This window comes from Trinickia soli (genome assembly GCF_002879855.1).
Lineage (GTDB): Bacteria > Pseudomonadota > Gammaproteobacteria > Burkholderiales > Burkholderiaceae > Trinickia > Trinickia soli.
In genome coordinates this window covers 24,469-46,668 of sequence record NZ_PNYB01000008.1, presented here as the reverse complement: position 1 = coordinate 46,668, position 22,200 = coordinate 24,469, and the positions used below count along the sequence as shown (strand labels likewise).

Here is a 22,200-nt window from a genome sequence, read left to right as displayed (position 1 = left end):
GCGGTTGCGCTGGAATCTGACCAAATTGGACTGACCAACGCGGGCCCGAATCGGTCCATCTCAGGAGACGGCATGGCACTGCCTGGCGACGCATCGCATGTCGCGACGCTCGATCGAAGGAGGGGCAACGGGGAAATCCTGCGCCTCGAGGGAATCGTGAAGCGCTTCCCCGGGGTCGTCGCCCTCGACGGCATTCGTCTCGATCTGCGGGCCGGCGAAGTTCACGCCGTCTGTGGAGAGAACGGCGCGGGAAAGTCCACGCTGATGAAAATCATCAGCGGTCAGTACCAGCCCGACGAAGGCACCGTTCACTATCGCGGCGAAACGGTGCGGTTCGGTTCCACTTCGGAAGCGCAGGCAGCCGGCATCGCGATCATCCATCAGGAATTGAACCTGGTCCCGCACCTGAGCGTTGCGGAGAACCTTTATCTGGCGCGCGAGCCCAAGCGCGGGCCCTTTGTCGATACACGAAAGCTGAATGCCGACGCAAGACGATGCCTTGCGCGGATCGGCCTCGAGGTCGAGCCGACGACACTCGTGCGCAGCTTGTCGATCGCGCAGCAGCAGATGGTCGAAATCGCAAAAGCGCTTGCGTTCGATGCACAGGTGCTCATCATGGATGAGCCGACGTCATCGCTGACCGAGTCTGAAACGTCTCAGCTCTTTCGCATCATTCACGAGTTGCGCGACGCCGGGGTGGCCATTCTTTACATTTCGCATCGCCTCGATGAGATGGCGCAGATCGTCGACCGCGTCACGGTCTTGCGCGATGGACGATACATCTCGACGGACGACTTCTCCGCGTTATGCGTGGCCGACATCGTCGCGCGCATGGTGGGGCGATCCCTCGATGATGCGTACCCCGCCCGGCAATCGACGCCGACCGACGAGGTGTTGCTCAGCGTTCGGGATCTGCGCCGCGACGGCGTGTTCGGCCCGGTCTCGTTCGACCTTCGCAAAGGCGAAATTCTCGGCTTCGCGGGCCTGATGGGTGCGGGACGCACGGAAGTTGCACGCGCGATTTTCGGTGCGGACCGGCTGGACCACGGCGTGATCGAGCTGGGCGGCCGTCGCATTGGGATTCGTTCGCCGCGCGAGGCGATTCGCCACGGGATCGCATATCTGTCGGAGGACCGAAAGCAGGACGGACTGGCCCTCGGTATGTCCGTCGCGGCGAACATCACGCTCGCCAACGTTGGCGCGGTGACTTCGCGCACGGGTTTGCTGCGGTTCGATGAAGAGACTGTCGTGGCGCGCCGCTATGTGCACGACCTCGCCATCCGCACGCCATCGGTCGATCAGATCGTGCGCAACCTGTCCGGCGGCAATCAGCAAAAGGTCGTGATCGGCAAATGGCTCTATCGCGGCTCGAAGATTCTGTTCTTCGACGAGCCCACGCGCGGCATCGACGTGGGCGCCAAATTCGCCATCTACGGGCTCATGGATCGGCTCGCGGCGGACGGGGTCGGCGTCGTGCTGATCAGTTCGGAATTGCCCGAGCTGCTCGGGATGACCGATCGGATCGCCGTCTTTCATGAAGGCCGGATCACGGCCGTTCTGGAAACCAGACAAACCAATCAGGAGGAGATCATGCACTTCGCTTCGGGATGCGGCCATGCTTGAGATGACATCGGATCGGACGCAGGTGGACGATCGCTCGGCTCGACAGCGACGCCGCGACCTCATTCAGAAGTTCGCGGCACTCGGCAGCCTGATCGCGCTGATCGTCGCATTTTCGCTCACGAGCTCGGCCTTCTTTTCGGTCGGCAACATGATGACCGTCTCGCTCCAGGTGACCTCGATCGCCTACTTGGGCGTGGCCGCGACGTGCGTGATCATCACAGGCGGCATCGATCTTTCGGTCGGCTCCGTGCTGGCACTTGCGGGCGTGTCGGCGGCCCTGCTCGCGAAGGCGGGTGTGGCGGTTCCCGTGGCGATGCTGTGCGGCGTTCTCGTCGGCGCGCTTTGCGGCTTCTGCAACGGCGTTTGCGTGACGCGCATGGGCCTGCCGCCGTTCATTGCGACGCTGGGCATGATGCTGGTCGCACGCGGCCTTGCACTGCAGATCACGGGGGCGCGGCCCGTGTCGGATCTGAGCAACGCGTTCGGCGTGCTCGGCAACGGTGCGCTGTTCCGTATCTCGCACATCGGCGCCGATGGCTTTCCGGACACGGCGTTCCCGGGCATCCCTTATCCGGTCCTCATCATGGTCGTGCTCTTCCTCGCCGGCGCCGTGCTGCTGTCGAAGACATCGCTCGGCCGCCACATCTATGCGGTCGGCTCCAACGCCGAAGCTGCCCGGCTTTCGGGCGTCAACGTGCGCGGCGTGACGATGTTCACCTATGTGCTGTCGGGCGCATTGGCCGGCGTGACCGGCTGCGTATTGATGTCGCGTCTCGTGACGGGGCAGCCCAACGAAGGCGTCATGTACGAACTCGATGCGATCGCGAGCGCCGTCATTGGCGGCACGTCGTTGATGGGCGGGGTGGGCACGATTTCGGGCACGGCGATCGGCGCGTTCGTCATCGGCGTCCTGCGCAATGGGTTGAACATGAACGGCGTGTCGAGCTTCATTCAGCAGATCATCATCGGCGTCGTGATTCTGGGCACGGTTTGGATCGATCAGTTGCGAAGCAGGAAACGGTAGTAGAGCGAAGTCCAATCAAAAGAGAGGAGCGAGACATGCAAAAGTTTTCCCTGTTGGCGATATCGTCGTTGCTGTGCGCGGTATTCAGTTCGGGCGCCTATGCTGCGGGTGGCGAAATCGCCGTGATCGTCAAAACGGTCAATTCGAATTACTGGCAGAACGTGCAGAAAGGCGCGAAGGCCGCGCTCGATGACGCGAAGGGCTACACGATGACCTTTCAAGGCCCGGCCGCCGAATCGGACATCACCGACGAAGTGAACATGGTCGAGAACGCCGTCAATCGCCATGTCGCGGGCATCGTGCTCGCGCCGTCGGACCCTGATGCGCTCGTCCCCGCGATCAAGAAGGCCTGGGAAGCGCACATTCCTGTCGTTCTGATCGATTCGGCGTTGTCCGACTCGGGCAAGCAGTATTACCAGTCGTTTTTGTCGACCGACAACGAGAAGGCGGGCGAGCTCTGCGCGAAGGCGCTGATCGAACGCGTCGGCCAGACCGGCAAGATCGCGCTGATGTCCTACGTGCCGGGTGCGGGATCGGAGATCGGACGCGTGGGCGGGTTCAAGAAATACATCGCTGCCCATTCGAAGTTGCAGATCGTCGGGCCGTACTACTCGCAATCGCAAATGGCGACCGCGCTCAATCAAACCACCGACGTGCTGTCGGCGAATCCGGATCTGAAGGGCATCTTCGGCGCCAATGAACCGACGGCCGTCGGCATGGGGCGTGCGCTCAAGCAGTCGGGCAAAGCGGGCAAGATCGTCGCGATCGGTTTCGACGGTAACCAGGATCTTCAAAGCTTCGTCCGTGACGGCACGATTCAGGGTATTGCGGTTCAGGGTTCCTACCAGATGGGATACAAGGGCATTCAAACGGTGGTGGGCGTCATCGAGCACAAGCACATGCCGAAGGATATCGATACGGGCGTCGTGATGGTCGATAAGCAAAACCTCGATTCGCCGCAAGCGAAGAACGTTCTCTATTGAAGAGAAGCCACGTTGCAACGAACCGAACACGAGGAACCCGTCATGCTTAGCGTCACTTGCGAATCGCCCGGCGTACTGCGCAGGCAACACTCCGATCTACCTGTCAGAGCGGCTGGCGAAGTATTGCTGCGTGTGTCGCGCGTCGGCATCTGCGGTACCGACCTGCATATCTTCACGGGCAATCAGCCTTATCTTCAGTACCCGCGCGTGATGGGGCATGAGTTCTCCGGGGTCGTCGTCGAGGCAGAGAGCGATTCGGGGTTCGCGGCCGGCGACGGCGTGTACGTCATGCCCTATCTATCATGCGGGCGATGCGTCGCATGCCGGCAAGGGAAGACGAACTGCTGCGTCGATATCAAGGTGCTGGGCGTGCACCGCGACGGCGCGCTCACGGAGTACCTGAGCGTACCCGCACAGTTCGTGCACAAGGCCGAAGGCGTCACGCTCGATCAGGCGGCGATGCTCGAATTCCTGGCGATCGGGGCGCATGCGGTGAGGCGGGCCGAGGTAGCGGCCGGGCAACGCGTGCTGGTCGTCGGGGCTGGCCCCATCGGCATGGCCGCGATGATCTTCGCGAAGCTGCGTGGCGGCAACGTGACGTGCCTGGATACGCGCGCCGACCGCCTCGCGTTTTGCACATCGCAGTTGAATGTCGATGCGGCCGTCGCCGTGGGTCCCGACGATACGGCGCAGCTTGCAGCGCTGACGCAAGGCGAGTTCTTCGACGTCGTGTTCGACGCGACCGGCAACATCGAGGCGATGAATCGCGGGTTCGAATTCGTGGCACACGGTGGGAAATACACGCTGATTTCGATCGTGCCTGGCCAGGTGACCTTCTCCGATCCCGAATTCCACAAACGGGAGACGACACTGCTGGCGAGCAGAAACGCCACGACAGCCGACTTCGAGACCGTGCTCGAGGCAATGCGTGCGGGGCGTATCCCGGATCAGGCGCTCAATACGCACCGCATGCGGCTCGCGGATGTCCCCGATATGTTCCCGCGCTTGCTCGAAAAGGGGCAGACGGTGGTAAAAGCGTTGGTGGAGTGTTGAGCGTGATGGCTCGAAAGCGTGCAGGGCGGTAAGGCGAGCGAGATGAGCGAACCCATACTTCAATTCGGTACCAGCCGGTTTCTGCTGGCTCACGTCGCGTTGTTCGTGTCGCAGGCGTTGGAGCGCGGTGACGCGATCGGTGGCATCAGCGTCGTGCAGACGACGAACAACCCAGTCAGCCGGGCGCGCGTGGCGGCTTTATCGTCAGCGGGCGGTTATCCCGTGCAGATTCGCGGAAGCGAGCGCGGCGCGACCGTGGATAAGGTCGTCGTTTGCGATGCCATTCGCGCCGCGTGGATTGCGGATCGGGATTGGGCGATGGTGCGACGCGCCGCGATTGAAGATGTACACGTGATCGTTTCGAACACCGGCGACACGGGCTTCTGTCTCGACGAGTCCGATTCGCCCCGTTTGCTCGAAGACGACTCGGCCGTGCCACGCAGCTATCCTGCAAAATTGCTCGCCTTGCTGCACGCGCGTTGGCGGGAGCGTCCGTTCGACGGCGTCTCGATCTATCCCTGCGAACTGGTGGCGAACAACGGCGACACGTTGCGCGACATCGTGCTCGGGTTGGCGGTCCGATGGTCGGCGTCGCAGCCGTTCATCGACTATCTGCGCGAGCGCTGCATCTGGGTGAACTCGCTGGTCGACCGGATCGTTTCCGAACCGATCGATCCGGTCGGCGCCGTAGCCGAGCCCTACGCGCTCTGGGCGATCGAACGACGTGCGCAAATGCAATTGCCCTGCACGCACGAATCCATCGTCTTGACCGATGACCTGCGCAGCTACGAACGGTTGAAGCTGTTCTTTCTCAACCTCGGCCATAGCTGGCTCGCAGAGCAATGGATTGCAGGGGGGCGTCCGTCATCCGAAACGGTTCGCGATGCGATGAGCGATACGCATCTGCGTGCGGGAATCGAAGCAGTCTGGCAAGAAGAAGTGATGCCGGTATTTGATTCGCTGGGATTGGCGGAGCAAGCCACGGGCTACGTGGAAACCGTTCGGGATCGCTTCCTCAATCCGTATCTCGATCATCGGATCGCGGACATTGCGCTCAATCATACGGAGAAGGTCAAAAGGCGCGTCTTGCCGCTGGTTGAGCTCGCGCAGTCGCTCCAGGTGCAAAGCGCGCAGCCGCGCCTCAGAGGGTGGCTCGCGAAGCATGGGCTGATCGGGTAGACGACGGCCAGGGTGACTTCCCATGGAGGTCTGCCTGCGGCGCCGTGCAGCAGCGCGAACACGTCGCGGCGCGATGCGCGCCGGAGCGTCGCGTGCTAGACTCCGCGCTTATGTCGATTTGCCGCAGAATCCTCATCGTTTTGCTTCTGGCACTGAGCCTTCCGGTTCAGTCGTTTGCGGCCGTCTCGTCGCAATACACGACTGCGCCGGTCCACCGCACCGAAATGGGCATGCCTCATGCGGAACACGCCGCGTCGGCTCGACACATGCATGTCGGGCACGAGACGATGCTCGCCCGGAGCGATCACGAGCGACATTGCGGCAACGCGCACCAGACACATACCTGTTCGACTTGTGCATCGTGCTGTTTGGGCATCGCATTGCCGAGCGCCCCGGCCGTTGACGTTTGCGCGGCCATCAGTCGCGCTATCGTTCCCCCGCCTTCTTCCGTCGGTGTCGTGTCATTTCTGACCGACGGCATCGAACGTCCCCCTCGTCATCTGTCTGTCTGACACTCGCGCGCGGTAACACCGCGGCTTGAACTTCGCGCCGGCCGTCCCACACGCGGGATCGCCGGTCGACTCACGACGAGAAAACAAATGCGAACGATTACTGCGGCGCTGCGCGGCGCGGCGGCTACTTTGCCGTCGCCCGCGCACGCCACGACCACGATTGCCGACCCGAGCGACGCGTCGGTGCCCGTGCCGGTCGTCACGGCGCCGTCCGCGCTGGACGGATATCAACCCTATCGCGCTGCCGATGGGCCGGGCTGGCAACAACTGAACCGGGCTGCGACGCCGCGGCTCGCGAAGCGTGGAATGATGCACGCCCCGGCGCCGTCCGAGCCCATGGCCGGCGACCATGAACGCCCCTCGATGCACGAGGAGGCGCCGAAATGAAGATGCGGTTCATCTTGACGCGAACGAGTATCGGCGTGGCTGCGATGATGGTTCTGGCCGGCTGCACGACGTTCTCGAAAGACGGCGGATTCGACGCCGTCTCGTCGGCGGCTTCAGAGCGAATCGGGAAGGATGCCGTCATCGTCCAGACCGACGCGGATCGCGAATCCGTTGCGAAGCGGACGCAGGCGTTACTGGCGAAGCCGCTCTCGATGGATGACGCGGTCCAGGTCGCATTGTTGAACAATCGTGGCCTGCAGGCATCGTACGCGGAGCTCGGGCTCTCGGAGGCCGATTTCGTCGAAGCCGGCCGGCTTCCCAATCCGGGGCTGACGTTCAGCCGGACGCGCGCGAGCAATGGCGACCTGAACATCGCCCGCGTGTTTTCTGCCAACGTGCTCGCGATTCTGACACTGCCCGTTGCCGCTCATATCGAAGCGCGCCGGTTCGAGCAGACGAAGCTCGAGACCGCCGATGCGATGCTGCGGATCGCGGCCGATGCGCGCCGCGCCTATATCGACGCCGTCGCCGCGCAGCAGGCTGCCGGGTATGCGGAGCAAGTTCAGGACGCGGCACAGGCCAGCGCCGAATTGGCCCGACGCATGCAGCAGGCGGGCAATTTCAGCAAGCTCGACTACGCCCGCGAACAGGCCTTCTATGCCGAAGCGGTCGCGCAGCAGGCGAGGGCGCGTCAGCAAGCCGTGGCTGCACGAGAAAAGCTGACCCGCACGATGGGCCTGTGGGGCGCGCAGGCCGCCTATCGGCTTCCGGATCGCCTGCCCGACCTGCCGAACGAGCGCCTCGGGTTGAACGGTCTGGAAAGCTACGCGATGCGCAATCGCCTGGACATTCAGGCTGCGAAGCTCCGAACACAAGGCGTAGCGTCCTCGTTGGGCCTGAGCAAGGCAACGCGGTTCATCAACGCGCTCGATGTTGGCTACCTCAACAACTACGAAACCGACAAGGGGCGCGAGCACGGCTATGAAATCCGTGTGGAGATTCCGATTTTCGATTTTGGCAGCGTCAAGGTCGCGCGCGCGAAAGCGATGTACATGCGCTCGGTCAATCAACTGGCGCAAACGGCCATCGATGCCCGATCGGAGGTGCGCGAGTCGTACTCGGCGTACGTGTCGAGCTATGACATCGCCAAGCACTATCGCGACGAGATCGTTCCACTGCGCAAGACGATCTCCGACGAACTGCTGCTTCGATACAACGGCATGTTGGCGAGCGTGTTCGAGCTGTTGGCCGATTCACGCGAGCAGATCGGCGCAGTCGACGGCTACATCGATGCGCTGAAGGACTTCTGGATCGCGGAATCGAATCTCGAACAGGCGCTTGGCGGACGTTTGCCACGAGCGGGTGAGGCGCAGGCCGCATCGGCGGTCCCGACGACGCCCGGCACCGCGGAGTCCGGCGCGCAACCGTCTGCCGCTCAGGCAGCGCAGCAGGCGGTGCCGACAACGAATACCGAAGGTAAATGACATGGTTTCCCGTCGACAATTTCTGAGCGGCTCAGGGGCCGCACTCGTTGGCGCCGCGATGGTCAGCAAGGCCGGCGCCGCATTGCTTCCTGAAGCGCCGACGATGGCGCAGGCCGCCACGCAACCGCCACTGGTTCCGCAGGACGGGCGTCCTTATGCACCCGTTGTGACGTTGAACGGCTGGACGCTGCCCTGGCGCATGAAGAACGGTTGGAAGGAATTTCATCTGACAGCCGAGCCGGTCGTGCGCGAGATGGCGCCCGGTATGAAGGCGAACCTGTGGGGTTACAACGGTCAATCGCCCGGTCCGACGATTGAAGCTGTGGAAGGCGACAAGGTTCGCATCTTCGTCACCAACAAACTGCCGGAGCACACTACGGTCCATTGGCACGGCATGTCGCTGCCCAACGGCATGGACGGCGTGGGGGGCCTGACGCAGCCGCACATTCCTCCGGGCAAGACCTTCGTCTACGAATTCCAACTCGAGCGGCACGGCACGTTCATGTATCACCCGCATGCCGACGAAATGGTGCAGATGGCAATGGGGATGATGGGCAGCTTCATCGTTCATCCGAAGGATCCCGGCGTGATGCGCGTGGACCGCGACTTCGTCTTCCTGCTCGCCGCGTACGACATCGACCCGGGCAGCTACACGCCACGCGTCAACGAGATGACGGACTTCAACATGTGGACGTTCAATTCGCGCGTTTTCCCCGGTATCGACCCGTTGCCTGTGCGGGCGGGCGACCGCGTCCGGATTCGATTCGGCAATCTGACGATGACGAACCATCCCATCCATCTGCATGGCTACAGCTTCGAGGTGGCCGGCACCGACGGCGGATGGATTGCACCTGCGGCGCGTTGGCCCGAGGTGACCACCGACGTGGCGGTGGGGCAGATGCGCGCGATCGAATTCGTCGCGAACCGTCTCGGCGACTGGGCCTTTCACTGTCACAAATCGCATCACACGATGAATGCGATGGGGCACCAGGTGCCGAATATGATCGGCGTGCCGCAACAGGATCTGGCGAAGCGCATCAACAGGCTGGTGCCCGATTACATGGCGATGGGCAGCACGGGCGGCGCGATGGGCGAGATGGAGATGCCGTTGCCCGACAACACGTTGCCGATGATGACCGGCACGGGGCCGTTTGGTCCGATGGAGATGGGCGGGATGTTTACGGTCGTGAAAGTTCGCGAAGGCCTGGGCCGGCATGATTACCGTGACCCTGGCTGGTTCAGGCACCCCAAGGGGACTGTGGCCTATGAATACACGGGCGAACTGCCCGATGGCTGAGTTCGACTATGACGCCATGGTGGCTGCGATCAACGATTTCATTCGTTCAACACAGGAGAAAAGAGGATGAAGCAAGCGGTTGTTTCGGTTTTGATGGGCGCTGCGCTGGCATTTCCGGTTGTGTCATACGCGGCGGGCGAAATGAGCACCATGGACATGAGCGGCGGTGAGACGCAAAACGCCGACGCAAACAATGCGATGTCGCACGGCGAAATCAAGAAAGTCGATGCGGCCAACGGCAGGTTGACGATCAAGCATGGTCCGCTCGAAAACCTTGGCATGGGCGCCATGACAATGGTCTTCAAGGTCAAGGACCCGGCGATGATTACCCAGGTCCAGGTTGGCGACAGGATCGATTTCGTGGCCGACGAGGTGGGCGGCGCACTCACGGTCGTCAAGTTGCAGAAACGGTGATGAGGGGGTGTCGGACACGGTTGCGCTGCAAGGCGGCCTACGCCCTGAGCCAGCCGTGTCCGATCGGCCGCGCGAGCAGCTTGCGATAGGCATCGATCACCATCCTGCTCAGGGGCGCACCGATGCGTTTCCATAGCGGCGCGGTCAACAGGTAGACCACCCAACCGACACACGCGGCGCCGATGACATCGAAAGGATAGTGAACCCCGACGAAAACGCGGGCCCACGCGACGGCGATAGCGATGCCAAGCACGAGCGCACCGGGCAGGCGCTGCCGGTTGTAGAGCAACGTACACGCGACCGCGGAAAGGAGCGTGACGTGGTCACTCGGGAACGACGAGTCTGGCGCGTGGGGCATGAACGTGTGACCGAGCCCGATGACGAACGGCCGCGGGTGGTACCAGACCATGCCGATCAATTGATTGATGCCGAGCGCGATCGACGCGACGAAAGCGGCGCGAAGGGCCGCTTCGCGCCGCTTATCGCCACTGGTGAGCCACATCCCGGCAAGCGTCAGCGGCACCGCAAAGATAAGGTCATTCGCAATGAGGAGGCTCACGGCGATGAGCCAATGCGGCAGCGTCGGCGCCGCATTGATTTGAAGAAAGAGTGCGTGATTCAGTGCTTCCATGGCGACCGTGTGAGGGATTCGATGTATCGGCGGCATGGTGATACACAAAACTTAAGGCGCGGTTAAGCCACACGGATCCGATGGCTTACGGGAGACGCCGGCCAGCCGGGCGAAACGGGCCCGGCCAGCATGAACGCCGCCGTTCAAGGCAACGGATGCTCCTTGAAAAACCGGAGCATCCCGTCGGTCAGCACGGCTTTTTGCGGCCAACGGACGTGCTCATATGCTTTAGTCAGTTCTCATCGCGATGAATTGCGCAATCGCCTCGTTCAACGCCTGGGCCGCTTCGCGATGGGGCGAATGCCCACCCTCTGGCAGCTTGTGCATTTGAGCGCCGCGGACCGTCCGAGCGATCGTTTCGATCTGCGCCATCGTGCCGTAATGATCGTCCTCGGCCTGCACGGCCAACAAGGGGCAATCGATTGCGGTCAGTCGGGCGGCAATGTTCCAGTCCCGGAATGCGGCATCGAGCCAAATGTCGTTCCACCCGTAAAAGGCCGAATCGACGTCGGCATGGTAGCGGCTCAGCTTCTCGCGCAAATCGGTGTTCTCGTAAGCGAGTTTCGCCTGCGCAATGCTTCGAACGCTGATGTCTTCGACGAAGACGTGCGGAGCGATGACAATCGCGCCATGCAATGCGTTCGGAAATGCACTGGCATAGAGCAAGGCGATCGATCCGCCGTCGCTATGCCCGATCAGCCACATGCGTTGCCGCTCGGCCGCCTGGATACCGAGTGTGTCGAGCAGGGCGGGTAAGACTTCGCACGCTTGACGGGTCATGAAATCGACCGGCCACTTGACGTCATGCGGGCGGGGCGTCGATCGTCCATATCCGGGGCGCGAATAGACGAGCCCGCGCATGCCGAGCCGGTCGCACAGTTGCTGCGGCCAATCGCGCCACATGGCGATCGAACCCAATCCCTCGTGCAGGAACAACGCGATCGGCGCATCGGTGCGCCCGGCGTTGATCCACTTGTATTCGATCGTCAGCTCAGGCCTTCCATCGCAGGCGGCAAGCGAGGCGAATCGAATCTCGTCGGGTAAGGGTGTGGAAGATAACGTATTCATCCGGTGCGTCAAGATTGCGCTTGCTGTTGCGTCAATTCACGAAGCTTGAAACGTTGAATCTTACCCGTCGCCGTTTTCGGCAGGTCATCGACGAACACAATGTCGCGCGGGTACTTGTGAGGGGCGAGACGCTGCTTTACGAACGCTTTCATCTCCTGGCCGAGTGCATCGCTGGCACTGCGCTCGGGTTTGAGCACGACGAACGCACAAGTCTTGACGAGCCCGCCCTGATCGACCCCGATGACCGCCGCCTCGAGTACGGCTTCGTGCTCCATCAATGCCATTTCCACTTCGATGGGCGAGACGTATTGCCCGCTGACTTTGAGCATATCGTCGCTGCGACCCGCATAGGCGTAGCAACCGTTGGCCAGCCTGCGATACTTGTCTCCGCTTTTGACCCATTCGCCCAGGAAAGTCGCGCGCGATTTTTCGCGGTTGCTCCAATACATCAGCGCCGCGCTGGGGCCTTTGATATAGAGGTCGCCCACGTCGCCGTCGGGCACCGGTTGCCCGCTCTCGTCGCGCAGTTCGACCTCATATCCGGGCACGGGGGTGCCGGTCGTGCCGTAATGCACATCGCCGGCGCGATTGGACAAAAAGATGTGAAGCATTTCCGTCGAGCCAAGGCCGTCGAGAATCTCGCAGCCGAAGTGCGCCGTGAACCGTTCGCCGACTTCGCGCGGCAACGCTTCGCCGGCTGACGTGCATGTGCGCAACGCAACGTCGGCCGCGGCGGGCAGGCTGGCGGAGCTCAACATGTTCGCGTAGAGCGTCGGCACGCCGTAGAAAATCGTCGGGCGATGTTTGACCAGGCGATCGAATATGGCTTGCGGCGTAGCGCGTTCGGCCATCAACACGGTCGTCGCACCGACCGACAGCGGGAACGTCAATGCGTTGCCGAGTCCATATGCGAAGAACAGCTTTGCCGCGGAAAACACGACGTCGTTCTCACGGATGCCGAGAATGGGCTTGCCATACATCTCGGCGGTCCAGTACAGATTGGCATGCGTATGCACGACACCTTTGGGCTTGCCCGTCGAGCCCGACGAATAAAGCCAGAACGCGATGTCGTCACCCTGGGTGCGTGCCGCATTCGCGGCGAGGGGGGCGGCGTCGATGAGCGCTTGCAGGTCCGGATGCGATAACGATGTCATTGACGAAGAAGGCTCCGTGCGCGCCGACACGATCAGCGGACACGGCTCGATCTGCGCCTGTAACAGCGCTTCTGTGAAAACCGGTACTAGCGGCGCCGACACAATGACGGCGTGGGCGCGGCTATGCGCGAGCATGTATGCGTAGTCGGGGGCGGTCAGCAGCGTGTTGACGACGACGGGCACGACGCCGGCCAACAGTGCGCCGAGGAAGCAAACGGGAAGATCGGCGCTGTCGAGCAGCGCGAGCAGGATGCGTTCTTCCGCGTGGACGCCCTGCGTATGGAGGACCGAAGCGAATTGGCGCGCACGTTGTTCCAACTCGGCGTAGGTCGTTACCCCTCGATCGTCGATGTACGCGGGCTTGACGGCTCGCGCCCGATTTAACGCGAAAACATGCGACGCGAAGTTCAATTGCGAGGGTGGGGCGATGATGTTCGACGCTTGCTCTGCCGTCGGTGTTGTGCGGGTATCCATGCGTGCTTCGTCTCCGTCCTCGGGTCGCCCCGTTGTCTCGTTGACAGGTCGCGTGCATGGCGCAGCAGCGCATGCACGCAGCCCTGTTTCGTGAACCTGCGCCGTGCGCTATAGGTGTGAATCCGCAACGTTCGTCATCGTCTCCAGCGCGATTGACGATGCTTGAATCGCGGCACGCCGATGGTAGAACCCGAGTGCGCGCAGCCCGCCCAGTTCGACGCCGCCGCCCGCGCGGCCGGGTCCGCCATGCAACGACATCGGCATGACGTTGCCGTGACCGGTTTGGCTTTCCCGTACGGCGGGCGTGACGCAGTGAACCCGGCCATGCGTGTCGGCGAGCGCGAGCGCGACCGGCGAAACGCGCGCATCGTCGTTCGAGTAGACGGACGCGACGAGCGAACCCTGTCCGCGGCGTGCCAGCTCGACCGCGTGCGCTTCCTGCAGTCCTTCGGTTGCAACGCGATCAACTCGATAGGGCGCCACGGTCGCGACGGGGCCGAACACTTCGACGTCATGCATGCAGCGCGCGTCGTCGGGGTGGTCGACGACGAACAGATGCGGCGCAATGCAGGCGCTGACGCTGGCATCGGCATCGACGAACGGTACGGTCGAGCCGTCGAAGACGAGCCGTGCTTCCTGCGAGAGTGCGGCGATCCCCGCCTTGACGTGGTCGAGTTGCGCGCGGCTCACGAGTGCGCCCATGCGGACCGATTCGTTGCGCGGATTGCCGACGCTGACCTTGGCGAGTCGCGCCGACAGCGCTTGCACGACGTCCTGCAGCCACGCTTGCGGCACGAATGCACGACGTATCGCCGTGCATTTTTGCCCCGACTTCACGGTCATTTCGCGCGCGACCTCCTTGACGAAGAGGTCGAACGCTTCGGTGCCGGGGGCGCCGTCGCTGCAAAGGATCGCGCTGTTGAGGCTGTCGGCCTCGACATTGAGCCGCGCGCCGCGTGACACGAAGGCCGGATGGGCGCGCAGCAGCGCGGCCGTCTCAGCCGATCCGGTAAAGGAGACGACGTCGAACGATGCGACTCGATCGAGCAAACCCGAGGCGCTCCCGCATACGATCGACAGCGCACCCGGCGGCAGGATGCCCGAGTCGACGACATCGGCCACCATGCGATGCGCGAGCCATGCGGTGGCCGTCGCCGGCTTGACGATGACGGGCACGCCCGAGAGCAATGCCGGCGCGGCTTTTTCCCAGAGGCCCCACGCGGGGAAATTGAATGCGTTGATGAGCAGCGCTACACCCCGGGTAGGCGTCCAAACATGTCGAACCCGAAACGATGCATCTTTCGATAGCGCCGTATCCGCGCCGTCGCGCAGCGCGAACGCGTCGCCCAGCGCCGCGCCGTTCCTGGCATACCACGACAGCGTATAGATGCCGCCGTCGATATCGACGGCCGAATCGCTGCGCGTGGTGCCCGAGTTGGCCAATGCGATCGCGTAGTACGCCTCACGATTGTTCTGCAACAGTTTGGCAATCTCGGCGAGCATCGCTGCACGCGTTGCGTAGGACTGCGAACGAAGCGCCGCACCGCCGGTTTCGCGAGCAAACCGGAACGCCGCATCGAGATCGATCCCGTCGCTCGATACGCTCACGAGCGCCTCGCCCGAAATGGGATCGGTCAGCACCGCGCCGGCGCCATCGCCGGAGGTCCAGCGGCCGGCGATGTAGTTTTTCAGTCGTTCAGTCATGGATATTCCTCGCATTGCATGCGGTGCCCGCGGTCAGGCGTTGGCCTTCGTGAATTCGATGGCGCCTTGCGGGAGTAGATAGAGCACGAGCGCCTGCCCGTTCGAGACGGTCGGGCAGTGCGCGCTGCCGGGGCCATAGACACGCCAACCGGCGGGGTGCCCGTCGAACCGCGCTTGCTCGGAGATCGGCATGATCAGATCGATCTCGCCGTTCGGATGAACGTGATGCGGGCCGACAAGATCCTCCATCAGGACGACATCGACGGAAAACGCATGGGTGCGCGGCGTCGGCTTTACGATGCGGCCATAACGAATGCCGCCGGCCTCGCGATTGCAGAGCCAGCCTTGCTCGACGCCAAGACGGCATGCGTGTTCGAGCGCATTGAACGTCGTGCTGCCGTGCGGCCAGGTCGCGTTGAGCCAGTGCTCGAGCGCTTCGTCCAACGCGCGCCCCGCGATCTGGCCGGTGACACCGGCCACGAGGTGTTCGAAATCGTCGGGTGACATCGTTCTCTTTCGCTCCATGATTGCTGCGATGATTCGCGCCGGTCTGCACGTTAATGCATGCCGCGATCGTGTCGGCCCATTCGCCTGACCGCTACCGTTTGCCGCATCCGACCGTTTCCGCGAAAATTAGCGGTATCGGTCCAAAGTGTCAAGCACTATAGTGCGTGTATGGCGAAAACAGAAGGTCAAAACATGAAGCGAAGTTACACCGTCGTGGCCGGCGGCAAGGATGCCGGCCGAGGCGCCGACGAGCCGGAAGGCGATAGCGCCGAGCACGAAAGGGTCGAGCGGGATCCCTTCATTGCGGCGATGGGGGAACGTGTGCGTCTGCTGCGCGCGCGCCGCGGCATGACGCGCAAAGCGCTTGCGGCGGAAACGGGGCTCTCCGAGCGACACCTCGCCAATCTCGAAGCGGGGATCGGCAATCCGTCCGTGCAGGTCTTGCGGCAGATCGCGACGACGCTCAACTGCCCATTGGCCGAGATCATCGGCGACGTCACGACGTCGTCATCGGAGTGGATGTTGATCCGCGAACTGTTACAGGGGCGCGATCCGGCGTCGTTGCAGCGGGCGCGGGCCGCATTGGCGCAACTGTTCGAGCAGGCCCCCGCCGATCCGCATCGGCGCGAGCGCATTGCCCTGATCGGATTGCGCGGCGCGGGCAAGTCGACGCTCGGGCGCATGCTCGCGCAAGAAATGAAAGCGCCGTTCGTCGAACTCAATCGCGTCATCGAACAGCTGGCGGGTTGTCCGCCCGCCGAGATTCATTCGCTCTACGGCGCAAGCGCCTATCGCCGCTATGAGCACCGGGCGCTGGAAGCGGTGATCGCGGAGCATCCGCGCGCCGTGATCGCGTCGCCAGGCGGCCTCGTTTCGGAGCCCTCGACGTTCACGATGCTGCTCGCGCACTGCTTCACCGTCTGGCTGCAGGCGACGCCCGAAGAACATATGCGCCGAGTCGTCGCGCAGGGCGATCTGCGGCCGATGTCGGGCAACCGTGAGGCGATGGACGATTTGAAACGGATCCTCGCCGGCCGCAGCGAACTCTACGGCCGCGCCGACATGACCTTCGATACGAGCGACAAGACCCTGGCCGACGCCTATCTGCAACTGCGCGACCGCATTGCGGCGCGACTCGGAGCCGAAATGGAATGAAGGGGACAGCCGGAGCGGCGACCGTCGCCGCTCGGCGTTTACCCGTATCGCACACTAACATGCATTAAAATGCTTTACACGCTCCAAATGATGCACTATCGTTCACCGAAACGATGCAGCTCATTAGGAGAAAGGCATGCTCATCCCGCAGACGGCAGTGCGCGTCGATTACCGCACCGATCCTTCGCAGTACCAGCATTGGAAGCTCACGTTCAATGGCCCCGTTGCGACGCTCGGCATCGATATTGCCGAGGACGGTGGCATTCGCGACGGCTACAAGCTCAAGCTCAATTCATACGATCTCGGCGTCGATATCGAACTGCACGACGCTTTGCAGCGGATCCGCTTCGAGCACCCGGAAGTCAGGACGGTCGTGCTGACGAGCCTGAAGGAGCGCGTGTTCTGCTCCGGGGCCAACATCTTCATGCTCGGCTTGTCGTCGCATGCATGGAAGGTCAACTTCTGCAAGTTCACGAATGAGACGCGCAACGGGATCGAGGATACGTCGCGTCACTCGGGGCTCAAATTCATCGCGGCGGTGAACGGCGCCTGCGCGGGCGGCGGCTACGAGCTTGCACTCGCCTGCGACGAAATCATGCTCGTCGACGATCGTTCGTCGTCGGTCGCGTTGCCTGAAGTGCCGTTGCTCGGCGTGCTGCCGGGGACGGGCGGCCTCACGCGGCTGACCGACAAGCGCAAAGTGCGGCACGATCGCGCCGATATCTTCTGCACGGTCGTCGAAGGCATCCGTGGCGAAAGAGCGAAGCAATGGCGGCTCGTGGATGAAGTCGTCAAGCCGAATCAATTCGACGGGGCCGTGCAGGCGCGCGCCCTGGAACTCGCGGCTCAAAGCGATCGCCCGTCGGACGCGAAGGGCGTGGCGCTGACGCGCATCGAACGCACCGATCGCGAGGACGGCATTGCCTACCAAACCGTCGACGTGACGATCGATCGTGCGAGGCGCACGGCCACCTTTGTCGTCAAAGCGCCGAGCGGCCCACAGCCGTCGACGATCGCATCGATTCTCGAAGCGGGCGCGCAGTGGTGGCCGCTCCGGTTCGCACGCGAACTCGACGACGCGATTCTCTCCATGCGCACGAACGAGCTTGAAATCGGCACGTGGATCTTCAAGACATCGGGCGAAGCATCGAGCGTGCTCGCGGCTGATGCCGCGCTGATGCAACATCGCGACCATTGGTTCGTGCGCGAGACGATCGGCATGTTGCGCCGCACGCTGGCTCGCATCGACGTTTCGTCGCGCTCGTTGTTTGCGTTGATCGAGCCCGGTTCGTGTTTCGCGGGCACGTTCGCCGAATTCGCTTTCGCGGCGGATCGCACTTACATGGCGGCGCTTCCCTCGAACGAGGAGGAGGAGCCGGCAATCACATTGTCCGAAGTCAACTTCGGGCTCTATCCGATGGTCACGCATCAGTCGCGCATCGCGCGGCGGTTTTATGAGGAGTCCGAAGCAATCGAGGCCGCGCGCGCAAAGATCGGCGTGCCGGTGCGCGCTGTCGAAGCCGAGCGCCTCGGGCTTGTCACGGCATCGCCGGACGACATCGACTGGGCCGACGAAATCCGTATCGCGCTTGAAGAGCGCGCCGCGATGTCGCCCGACGCCTTGACCGGTCTCGAAGCGAACCTGCGCTTCAACGGACCCGAGACGATGGAGACGCGCATTTTCGGGCGCCTGTCTGCTTGGCAAAACTGGATTTTCAATCGACCGAACGCCGTCGGCGAGAAGGGCGCGCTCAAGGTCTATGGGAAGGGCAGCAAAGCGCAATTCGACGCGGCCCGCGTCTGACCGTCACGACTTCGCACGAGGAACCGCTCAATCATGTCCACGATCAACTACAGCGAGAAGATCCCCAACAACGTCAACCTGGCCGACGATCGCACGCTGCAACGTGCGCTCGAGCAATGGCAGCCGAACTTCCTGTCCTGGTGGGGCGATATGGGTCCCGACGGCTCGCACGGCTTCGACGTCTATCTGCGCACGGCCGTCAGCGTCGATCCGGGCGGCTGGGCGCACTTCGATCATGTGAAGATGCCCGATTATCGCTGGGGCATCTTCCTTTCTCCGGGCGAGGCCGATCGCAAGATTCATTTCGGCGAGCACAAGGGAGAAGCCGCGTGGCAGGAAGTGCCAGGCGAGCACCGCGCTAACCTGCGCCGGATCATCGTCACGCAAGGCGATACGGAGCCTGCGTCGGTCGAACAGCAGCGGCACCTGGGGCTGACGGCGCCGTCGATGTACGACCTGCGCAACCTGTTCCAGGTCAATGTCGAAGAAGGGCGCCACTTGTGGGCGATGGTGTACCTGCTGCACCGCTATTTCGGCCGGGACGGGCGCGAGGAAGCGGATGCGCTGCTTGCGCGCCGTTCGGGCGATGACGACAACCCACGCATTCTCGGCGCCTTCAACGAACGGACGCCCGACTGGCTGTCCTTCTTCATGTTCACGTACTTTACCGACCGCGACGGCAAGTTCCAGTTGTCCGCGCTCGCCGAATCGGGATTCGATCCGCTCGCGCGCACGACCCGATTCATGCTGACCGAGGAAGCGCATCACATGTTCGTCGGGGAATCGGGCGTCTCGCGGGTGGTGCAGCGCACGGCGCAAGTCATGAACGAACTGAAGACCGACGATGTGGCCAGGCTGCGGGCGGCCGGCGTCATCGATCTGCCGACGATTCAACGCTATCTGAACTTCCACTATTCGGTGACGATCGATCTGTTCGGCGCCGATCAATCCTCCAACGCAGCGACCTTCTATAGCTCGGGGCTGAAAGGCCGTTACGAGGAAGCGAAGCGTGACGACGATCATCGGCTGACCGGGCAGAGCTATAAGCTGCTCGAGGTCGAAGACGGCAAACTCGTCGAACGCGACGTGCCGATGCTCAACGCCATGAACGAAGTGCTGCGCGACGACTACATCAAAGATTCGGTGGCGGGCGTGAACCGCTGGAACAAAGTGCTCGAGAAGGCCGGGATCGATTTTCGTCTCACCGTGCCGCACAAAGCCTTCAATCGTCAGATCGGCACGTTTGCGGGCGTGCGCGTCGCGCCCGACGGCCGCGTGGTCAGCGAGGCCGAATGGGCGGCGAACGAGGCCGCATGGTTGCCGACGCCGGAAGACCGTGCCTATGTCGCATCGCTGATGGGGCGCGTGTCGCAGCCGGGCAGGTTCGCCAACTGGATCGCCCCGCCCGCGATGGGGATCAACCGTCAGCCGATCGATTTCGAGTACGTACGGTTCAACTAGCGCTGAACTTTGCACTCGATCGCCCGGATCCGGCTGATCGGCCCTTGCTTTCACCGTTACGCGTAAACGCATTACGTCCGCTCCGCAGCGGCCACTCTGCCAACGAGAGGCCCTGCGGCGCGCGGAGTCTGCCCTCATGAACATGCCTGCCGCCCCCATCGAAGTGATCAAGCAGCACTTGATCGATCCCGAGATCTGCATTCGGTGCAACACCTGCGAAGAGACGTGTCCCATCGATGCGATCACGCACGACGAAAACAACTATGTCGTGAAAGCGGATGTTTGCAACGGCTGCATGGCCTGCATTGCGCCGTGCCCCACGGGGGCGATCGACAGTTGGCGCACGGTGTTCAAAGCGCAGGCCTATGGCATCGAGGAGCAATTCGGCTGGGATGAGCTGCCGCCGGACCGGCCGATCGGCGAAGCAGCCACGGCGTCGCTGCAAGGGTCGCTCGTTACGGCCCTGGGCGCCGGCGAAGGCGCAACGGACGCCGAAGATTTGACGCACACGCGCACTGCGATGGTGCCGCCGTGGTCGGCGGCAAAGCCCTACGTCAATCTCTACACCCACAAAGGGCCTGTTACGGCTACGGTGGTGGGCAACTATCGATTGACCGATGCATCGACCGATAGCGACATCCGTCACATCGTCCTCGATTTCGGTGCGATTCCGTTTCCGGTGCTCGAGGGGCAATCGATCGGCATCTTGCCGCCGGGCATGACGCGCGATGGCAAGCCGCATCACGCACGCCAGTATTCGATCGCGAGCCCCCGAAACGGGGAACGTCCCGGCTACAACAATCTCTCTTTGACGGTCAAACGAGTCACGCACGATCATGAAGGCAACGTGGCCGCAGGCGTCTGCTCGAATTATCTGTGCGATCTGCGCAAGGGCGATGTCGTCACGGTCATCGGCCCGTTCGGCAGCACCTTCCTGATGCCCAATCATCCGCATTCGCATTTGCTGATGATTTGCACCGGCACGGGTTCGGCGCCGATGCGCGCGATGACCGAATATCGGCGCAGGCGGCGGTTGGAGGGCGCGACCGGAAAACTGATGCTGTTCTTCGGCGCGCGCACCAAAGACGAGCTGCCTTATTTCGGACCCCTGATGAATCTGCCGAAGGACTTCATCGATACCAACCTGGCGTTTTCAAGGACACCGGGTCAGCCCAAGCGATATGTCCAGGATGCCATGCGCGAGCGAGCCGCCGACCTCGCGCAGTGGCTCAAGGACGATCAGACCCACATCTACGTTTGTGGGCTGCGAGGCATGGAGGAGGGCGTGCTGCAGGTGCTGCAGGAGATCGCGCAAGGCAACGGTCTCGTCTGGCCGGCGTTGTGGACGCGCCTGAAGCGAGAGGGACGCTTGCACGTCGAAACGTATTGATCCATGGCGCGCCGGCGCCGTTCAAGCCGCCAGAAAATTCACAATGAGCCGCGCGAGCGTTTCGTGCGCTTCGAGCACGCTGGGATGCCCGGTGCGGATTTCCTCGAGATGTGCGTTCAAGGCTTGGGCCAGTTGCCGGCCATCGGCAACCGGCGTGAGGAGGTCTTCCGTCGAAGAGACGACGAGTACCGGGTGGCGCGGTTGCGTGTCATAAGACGTTGCGTCGAAGGTCTTGAGCGCTTGCAGTTGCCGCGCCTGGTCTGCGAGCGATTGCGCAGCGGGGTCACACTTCAATGCCGTTTTGAAACTGTCGATGTTCGACGGTACCGTTAGCCAGGACAGCCCCGAAAGCAGGCGCAACGTGGCGTCGACCAGGAAATCGAAATCGACGTCGGCCTGGCGCAGTGCGAGCAGGCTTTCGAGCAACATCGTGGCTTGCCGGCTGAAACTCCGCGTCGAATTGAGAATGACGCATTTCCCGCACACATGCGGACGCTGCTCGAGCAGCGTCTGTACGATCATGCCTCCCATGGAGTGGCCGACGAGGATCGGTTCGACGAGGCGCAGATGCTCGATGAGCGCCGCGGTATCTGCGGCCATCGTATCGAGCGAGAACGACCGGCCGTCGTCGCGCGTGAAGCCGATACCGCGGTTATCGAATCGAATGACGCGGAAGCGTTTCGCAAGGTCCGGCGCCATCTGATCCCAAAAGCGGTGAGAACAGGTGTAGCCCTGGATGAGGACCAACGGCTGTCCCTCGCCTTGCGACTCGTAAAACATCTCGAGTTCACCCAACTGTGCAACGGTCATGGTTCGCCCTCTCGAATGCAATGGGACATGTGTGAACGTGCGCCTTGCCATATGACGTATGGCGGCATAGCGTAGTGCAAACGATG

Annotated in this window: 19 protein-coding genes; 13 read left to right on the top strand and 6 right to left on the bottom strand. The window is 62.6% G+C overall.

All coding sequences use genetic code 11. The features are described from left to right. Nucleotides 1–72 precede the first annotated feature (72 nt). From C0Z19_RS11165 to C0Z19_RS11120, 9 genes are all read left to right on the top strand, one after another. The gene (locus C0Z19_RS11165) at nt 73–1,623 is read left to right on the top strand and encodes a sugar ABC transporter ATP-binding protein (RefSeq protein ID WP_102609894.1); all 1,551 of its coding nucleotides are present in this window, start codon (nt 73–75) and stop codon (nt 1,621–1,623) included. Then, complete coding sequence (locus C0Z19_RS11160; protein WP_102609893.1) at nt 1,616–2,647, top strand: ABC transporter permease; 1,032 nt, start codon at nt 1,616–1,618, stop codon at nt 2,645–2,647. Before C0Z19_RS11165 ends, C0Z19_RS11160 begins: the two co-directional genes overlap by 8 nt. Before the next feature lie 35 nt (nt 2,648–2,682). Next, entirely contained in the window at nt 2,683–3,630 is a 948-nt protein-coding gene (locus C0Z19_RS11155; protein WP_102609892.1) for an ABC transporter substrate-binding protein, read from the top strand. Between the two features lie 42 nt (nt 3,631–3,672). Beyond that, the gene (locus tag C0Z19_RS11150) at nt 3,673–4,683 is read left to right on the top strand and encodes a zinc-binding alcohol dehydrogenase family protein (protein WP_102610075.1); all 1,011 of its coding nucleotides are present in this window, start codon (nt 3,673–3,675) and stop codon (nt 4,681–4,683) included. Nucleotides 4,684–4,725: 42 nt separating this feature from the next. Continuing rightward, the gene (locus C0Z19_RS11145; protein ID WP_102609891.1) at nt 4,726–5,862 is read left to right on the top strand and encodes a mannitol dehydrogenase family protein; all 1,137 of its coding nucleotides are present in this window, start codon (nt 4,726–4,728) and stop codon (nt 5,860–5,862) included. 599 nt (nt 5,863–6,461) lie between these two features. Beyond that, nucleotides 6,462–6,761: a hypothetical protein gene (locus tag C0Z19_RS11135; RefSeq protein WP_102609890.1), complete on the top strand. Its 300-nt coding sequence runs from the start codon at nt 6,462–6,464 to the stop codon at nt 6,759–6,761. After that, complete coding sequence (locus tag C0Z19_RS11130; protein WP_102609889.1) at nt 6,758–8,245, top strand: TolC family protein; 1,488 nt, start codon at nt 6,758–6,760, stop codon at nt 8,243–8,245. Before C0Z19_RS11135 ends, C0Z19_RS11130 begins: the two co-directional genes overlap by 4 nt. Before the next feature lies 1 nt (nt 8,246). Further along, nucleotides 8,247–9,542, top strand: coding sequence for a multicopper oxidase family protein (locus tag C0Z19_RS11125; protein WP_102609888.1), 1,296 nt, complete (start codon nt 8,247–8,249; stop codon nt 9,540–9,542). A 66-nt stretch (nt 9,543–9,608) separates the two neighbouring features. Continuing rightward, nucleotides 9,609–9,956 carry a copper-binding protein gene (locus C0Z19_RS11120; RefSeq protein ID WP_102609887.1) on the top strand — a complete coding sequence of 116 codons (348 nt, stop codon included), beginning with the start codon at nt 9,609–9,611 and terminating at the stop codon, nt 9,954–9,956. Nucleotides 9,957–9,993: 37 nt separating this feature from the next. Here C0Z19_RS11120 and C0Z19_RS11115 read toward each other — a convergent pair whose 3' ends face one another. The 5 genes from C0Z19_RS11115 to C0Z19_RS11095 form a co-directional block, all read right to left on the bottom strand. After that, complete coding sequence (locus C0Z19_RS11115; protein ID WP_233196094.1) at nt 9,994–10,587, bottom strand: phosphatase PAP2 family protein; 594 nt, start codon at nt 10,585–10,587, stop codon at nt 9,994–9,996. A gap of 228 nt (nt 10,588–10,815) precedes the next feature. Beyond that, the gene (locus C0Z19_RS11110) at nt 10,816–11,655 is read right to left on the bottom strand and encodes an alpha/beta fold hydrolase (RefSeq protein ID WP_102609885.1); all 840 of its coding nucleotides are present in this window, start codon (nt 11,653–11,655) and stop codon (nt 10,816–10,818) included. Nucleotides 11,656–11,663: 8 nt separating this feature from the next. After that, nucleotides 11,664–13,283, bottom strand: a complete 1,620-nt coding sequence (locus C0Z19_RS11105; protein WP_102609884.1) for a benzoate-CoA ligase family protein — start codon at nt 13,281–13,283, stop codon at nt 11,664–11,666. Between the two features lie 108 nt (nt 13,284–13,391). After that, nucleotides 13,392–14,987: a 3,4-dehydroadipyl-CoA semialdehyde dehydrogenase gene (locus C0Z19_RS11100; protein ID WP_102609883.1), complete on the bottom strand. Its 1,596-nt coding sequence runs from the start codon at nt 14,985–14,987 to the stop codon at nt 13,392–13,394. A 33-nt stretch (nt 14,988–15,020) separates the two neighbouring features. Further along, nucleotides 15,021–15,494: a DUF4863 family protein gene (locus C0Z19_RS11095; protein WP_102609882.1), complete on the bottom strand. Its 474-nt coding sequence runs from the start codon at nt 15,492–15,494 to the stop codon at nt 15,021–15,023. 192 nt (nt 15,495–15,686) lie between these two features. Between C0Z19_RS11095 and C0Z19_RS11090 the strand changes: the two genes are divergently transcribed. From C0Z19_RS11090 to boxA, 4 genes are all read left to right on the top strand, one after another. Beyond that, nucleotides 15,687–16,649, top strand: coding sequence for a helix-turn-helix transcriptional regulator (locus C0Z19_RS11090; RefSeq protein ID WP_102610073.1), 963 nt, complete (start codon nt 15,687–15,689; stop codon nt 16,647–16,649). A gap of 136 nt (nt 16,650–16,785) precedes the next feature. Next, nucleotides 16,786–18,453 carry a 2,3-epoxybenzoyl-CoA dihydrolase gene (gene boxC / locus C0Z19_RS11085; RefSeq protein ID WP_102609881.1) on the top strand — a complete coding sequence of 556 codons (1,668 nt, stop codon included), beginning with the start codon at nt 16,786–16,788 and terminating at the stop codon, nt 18,451–18,453. Between the two features lie 33 nt (nt 18,454–18,486). Next, nucleotides 18,487–19,914 (top strand): benzoyl-CoA 2,3-epoxidase subunit BoxB, encoded by a 1,428-nt coding sequence (gene boxB, locus C0Z19_RS11080; protein WP_102609880.1) that lies wholly within the window; start codon nt 18,487–18,489, stop codon nt 19,912–19,914. Between the two features lie 136 nt (nt 19,915–20,050). Next, on the top strand, nt 20,051–21,304 hold the full coding sequence (boxA, locus tag C0Z19_RS11075) for a benzoyl-CoA 2,3-epoxidase subunit BoxA (protein ID WP_102609879.1): 1,254 nt from the start codon (nt 20,051–20,053) through the stop codon (nt 21,302–21,304). A 21-nt stretch (nt 21,305–21,325) separates the two neighbouring features. On the opposite strand, the gene C0Z19_RS11070 is transcribed toward boxA, so the two are convergent. Beyond that, nucleotides 21,326–22,114, bottom strand: coding sequence for an alpha/beta fold hydrolase (locus C0Z19_RS11070; RefSeq protein ID WP_158242968.1), 789 nt, complete (start codon nt 22,112–22,114; stop codon nt 21,326–21,328). Between the last annotated feature and the right edge of the window lie 86 nt (nt 22,115–22,200).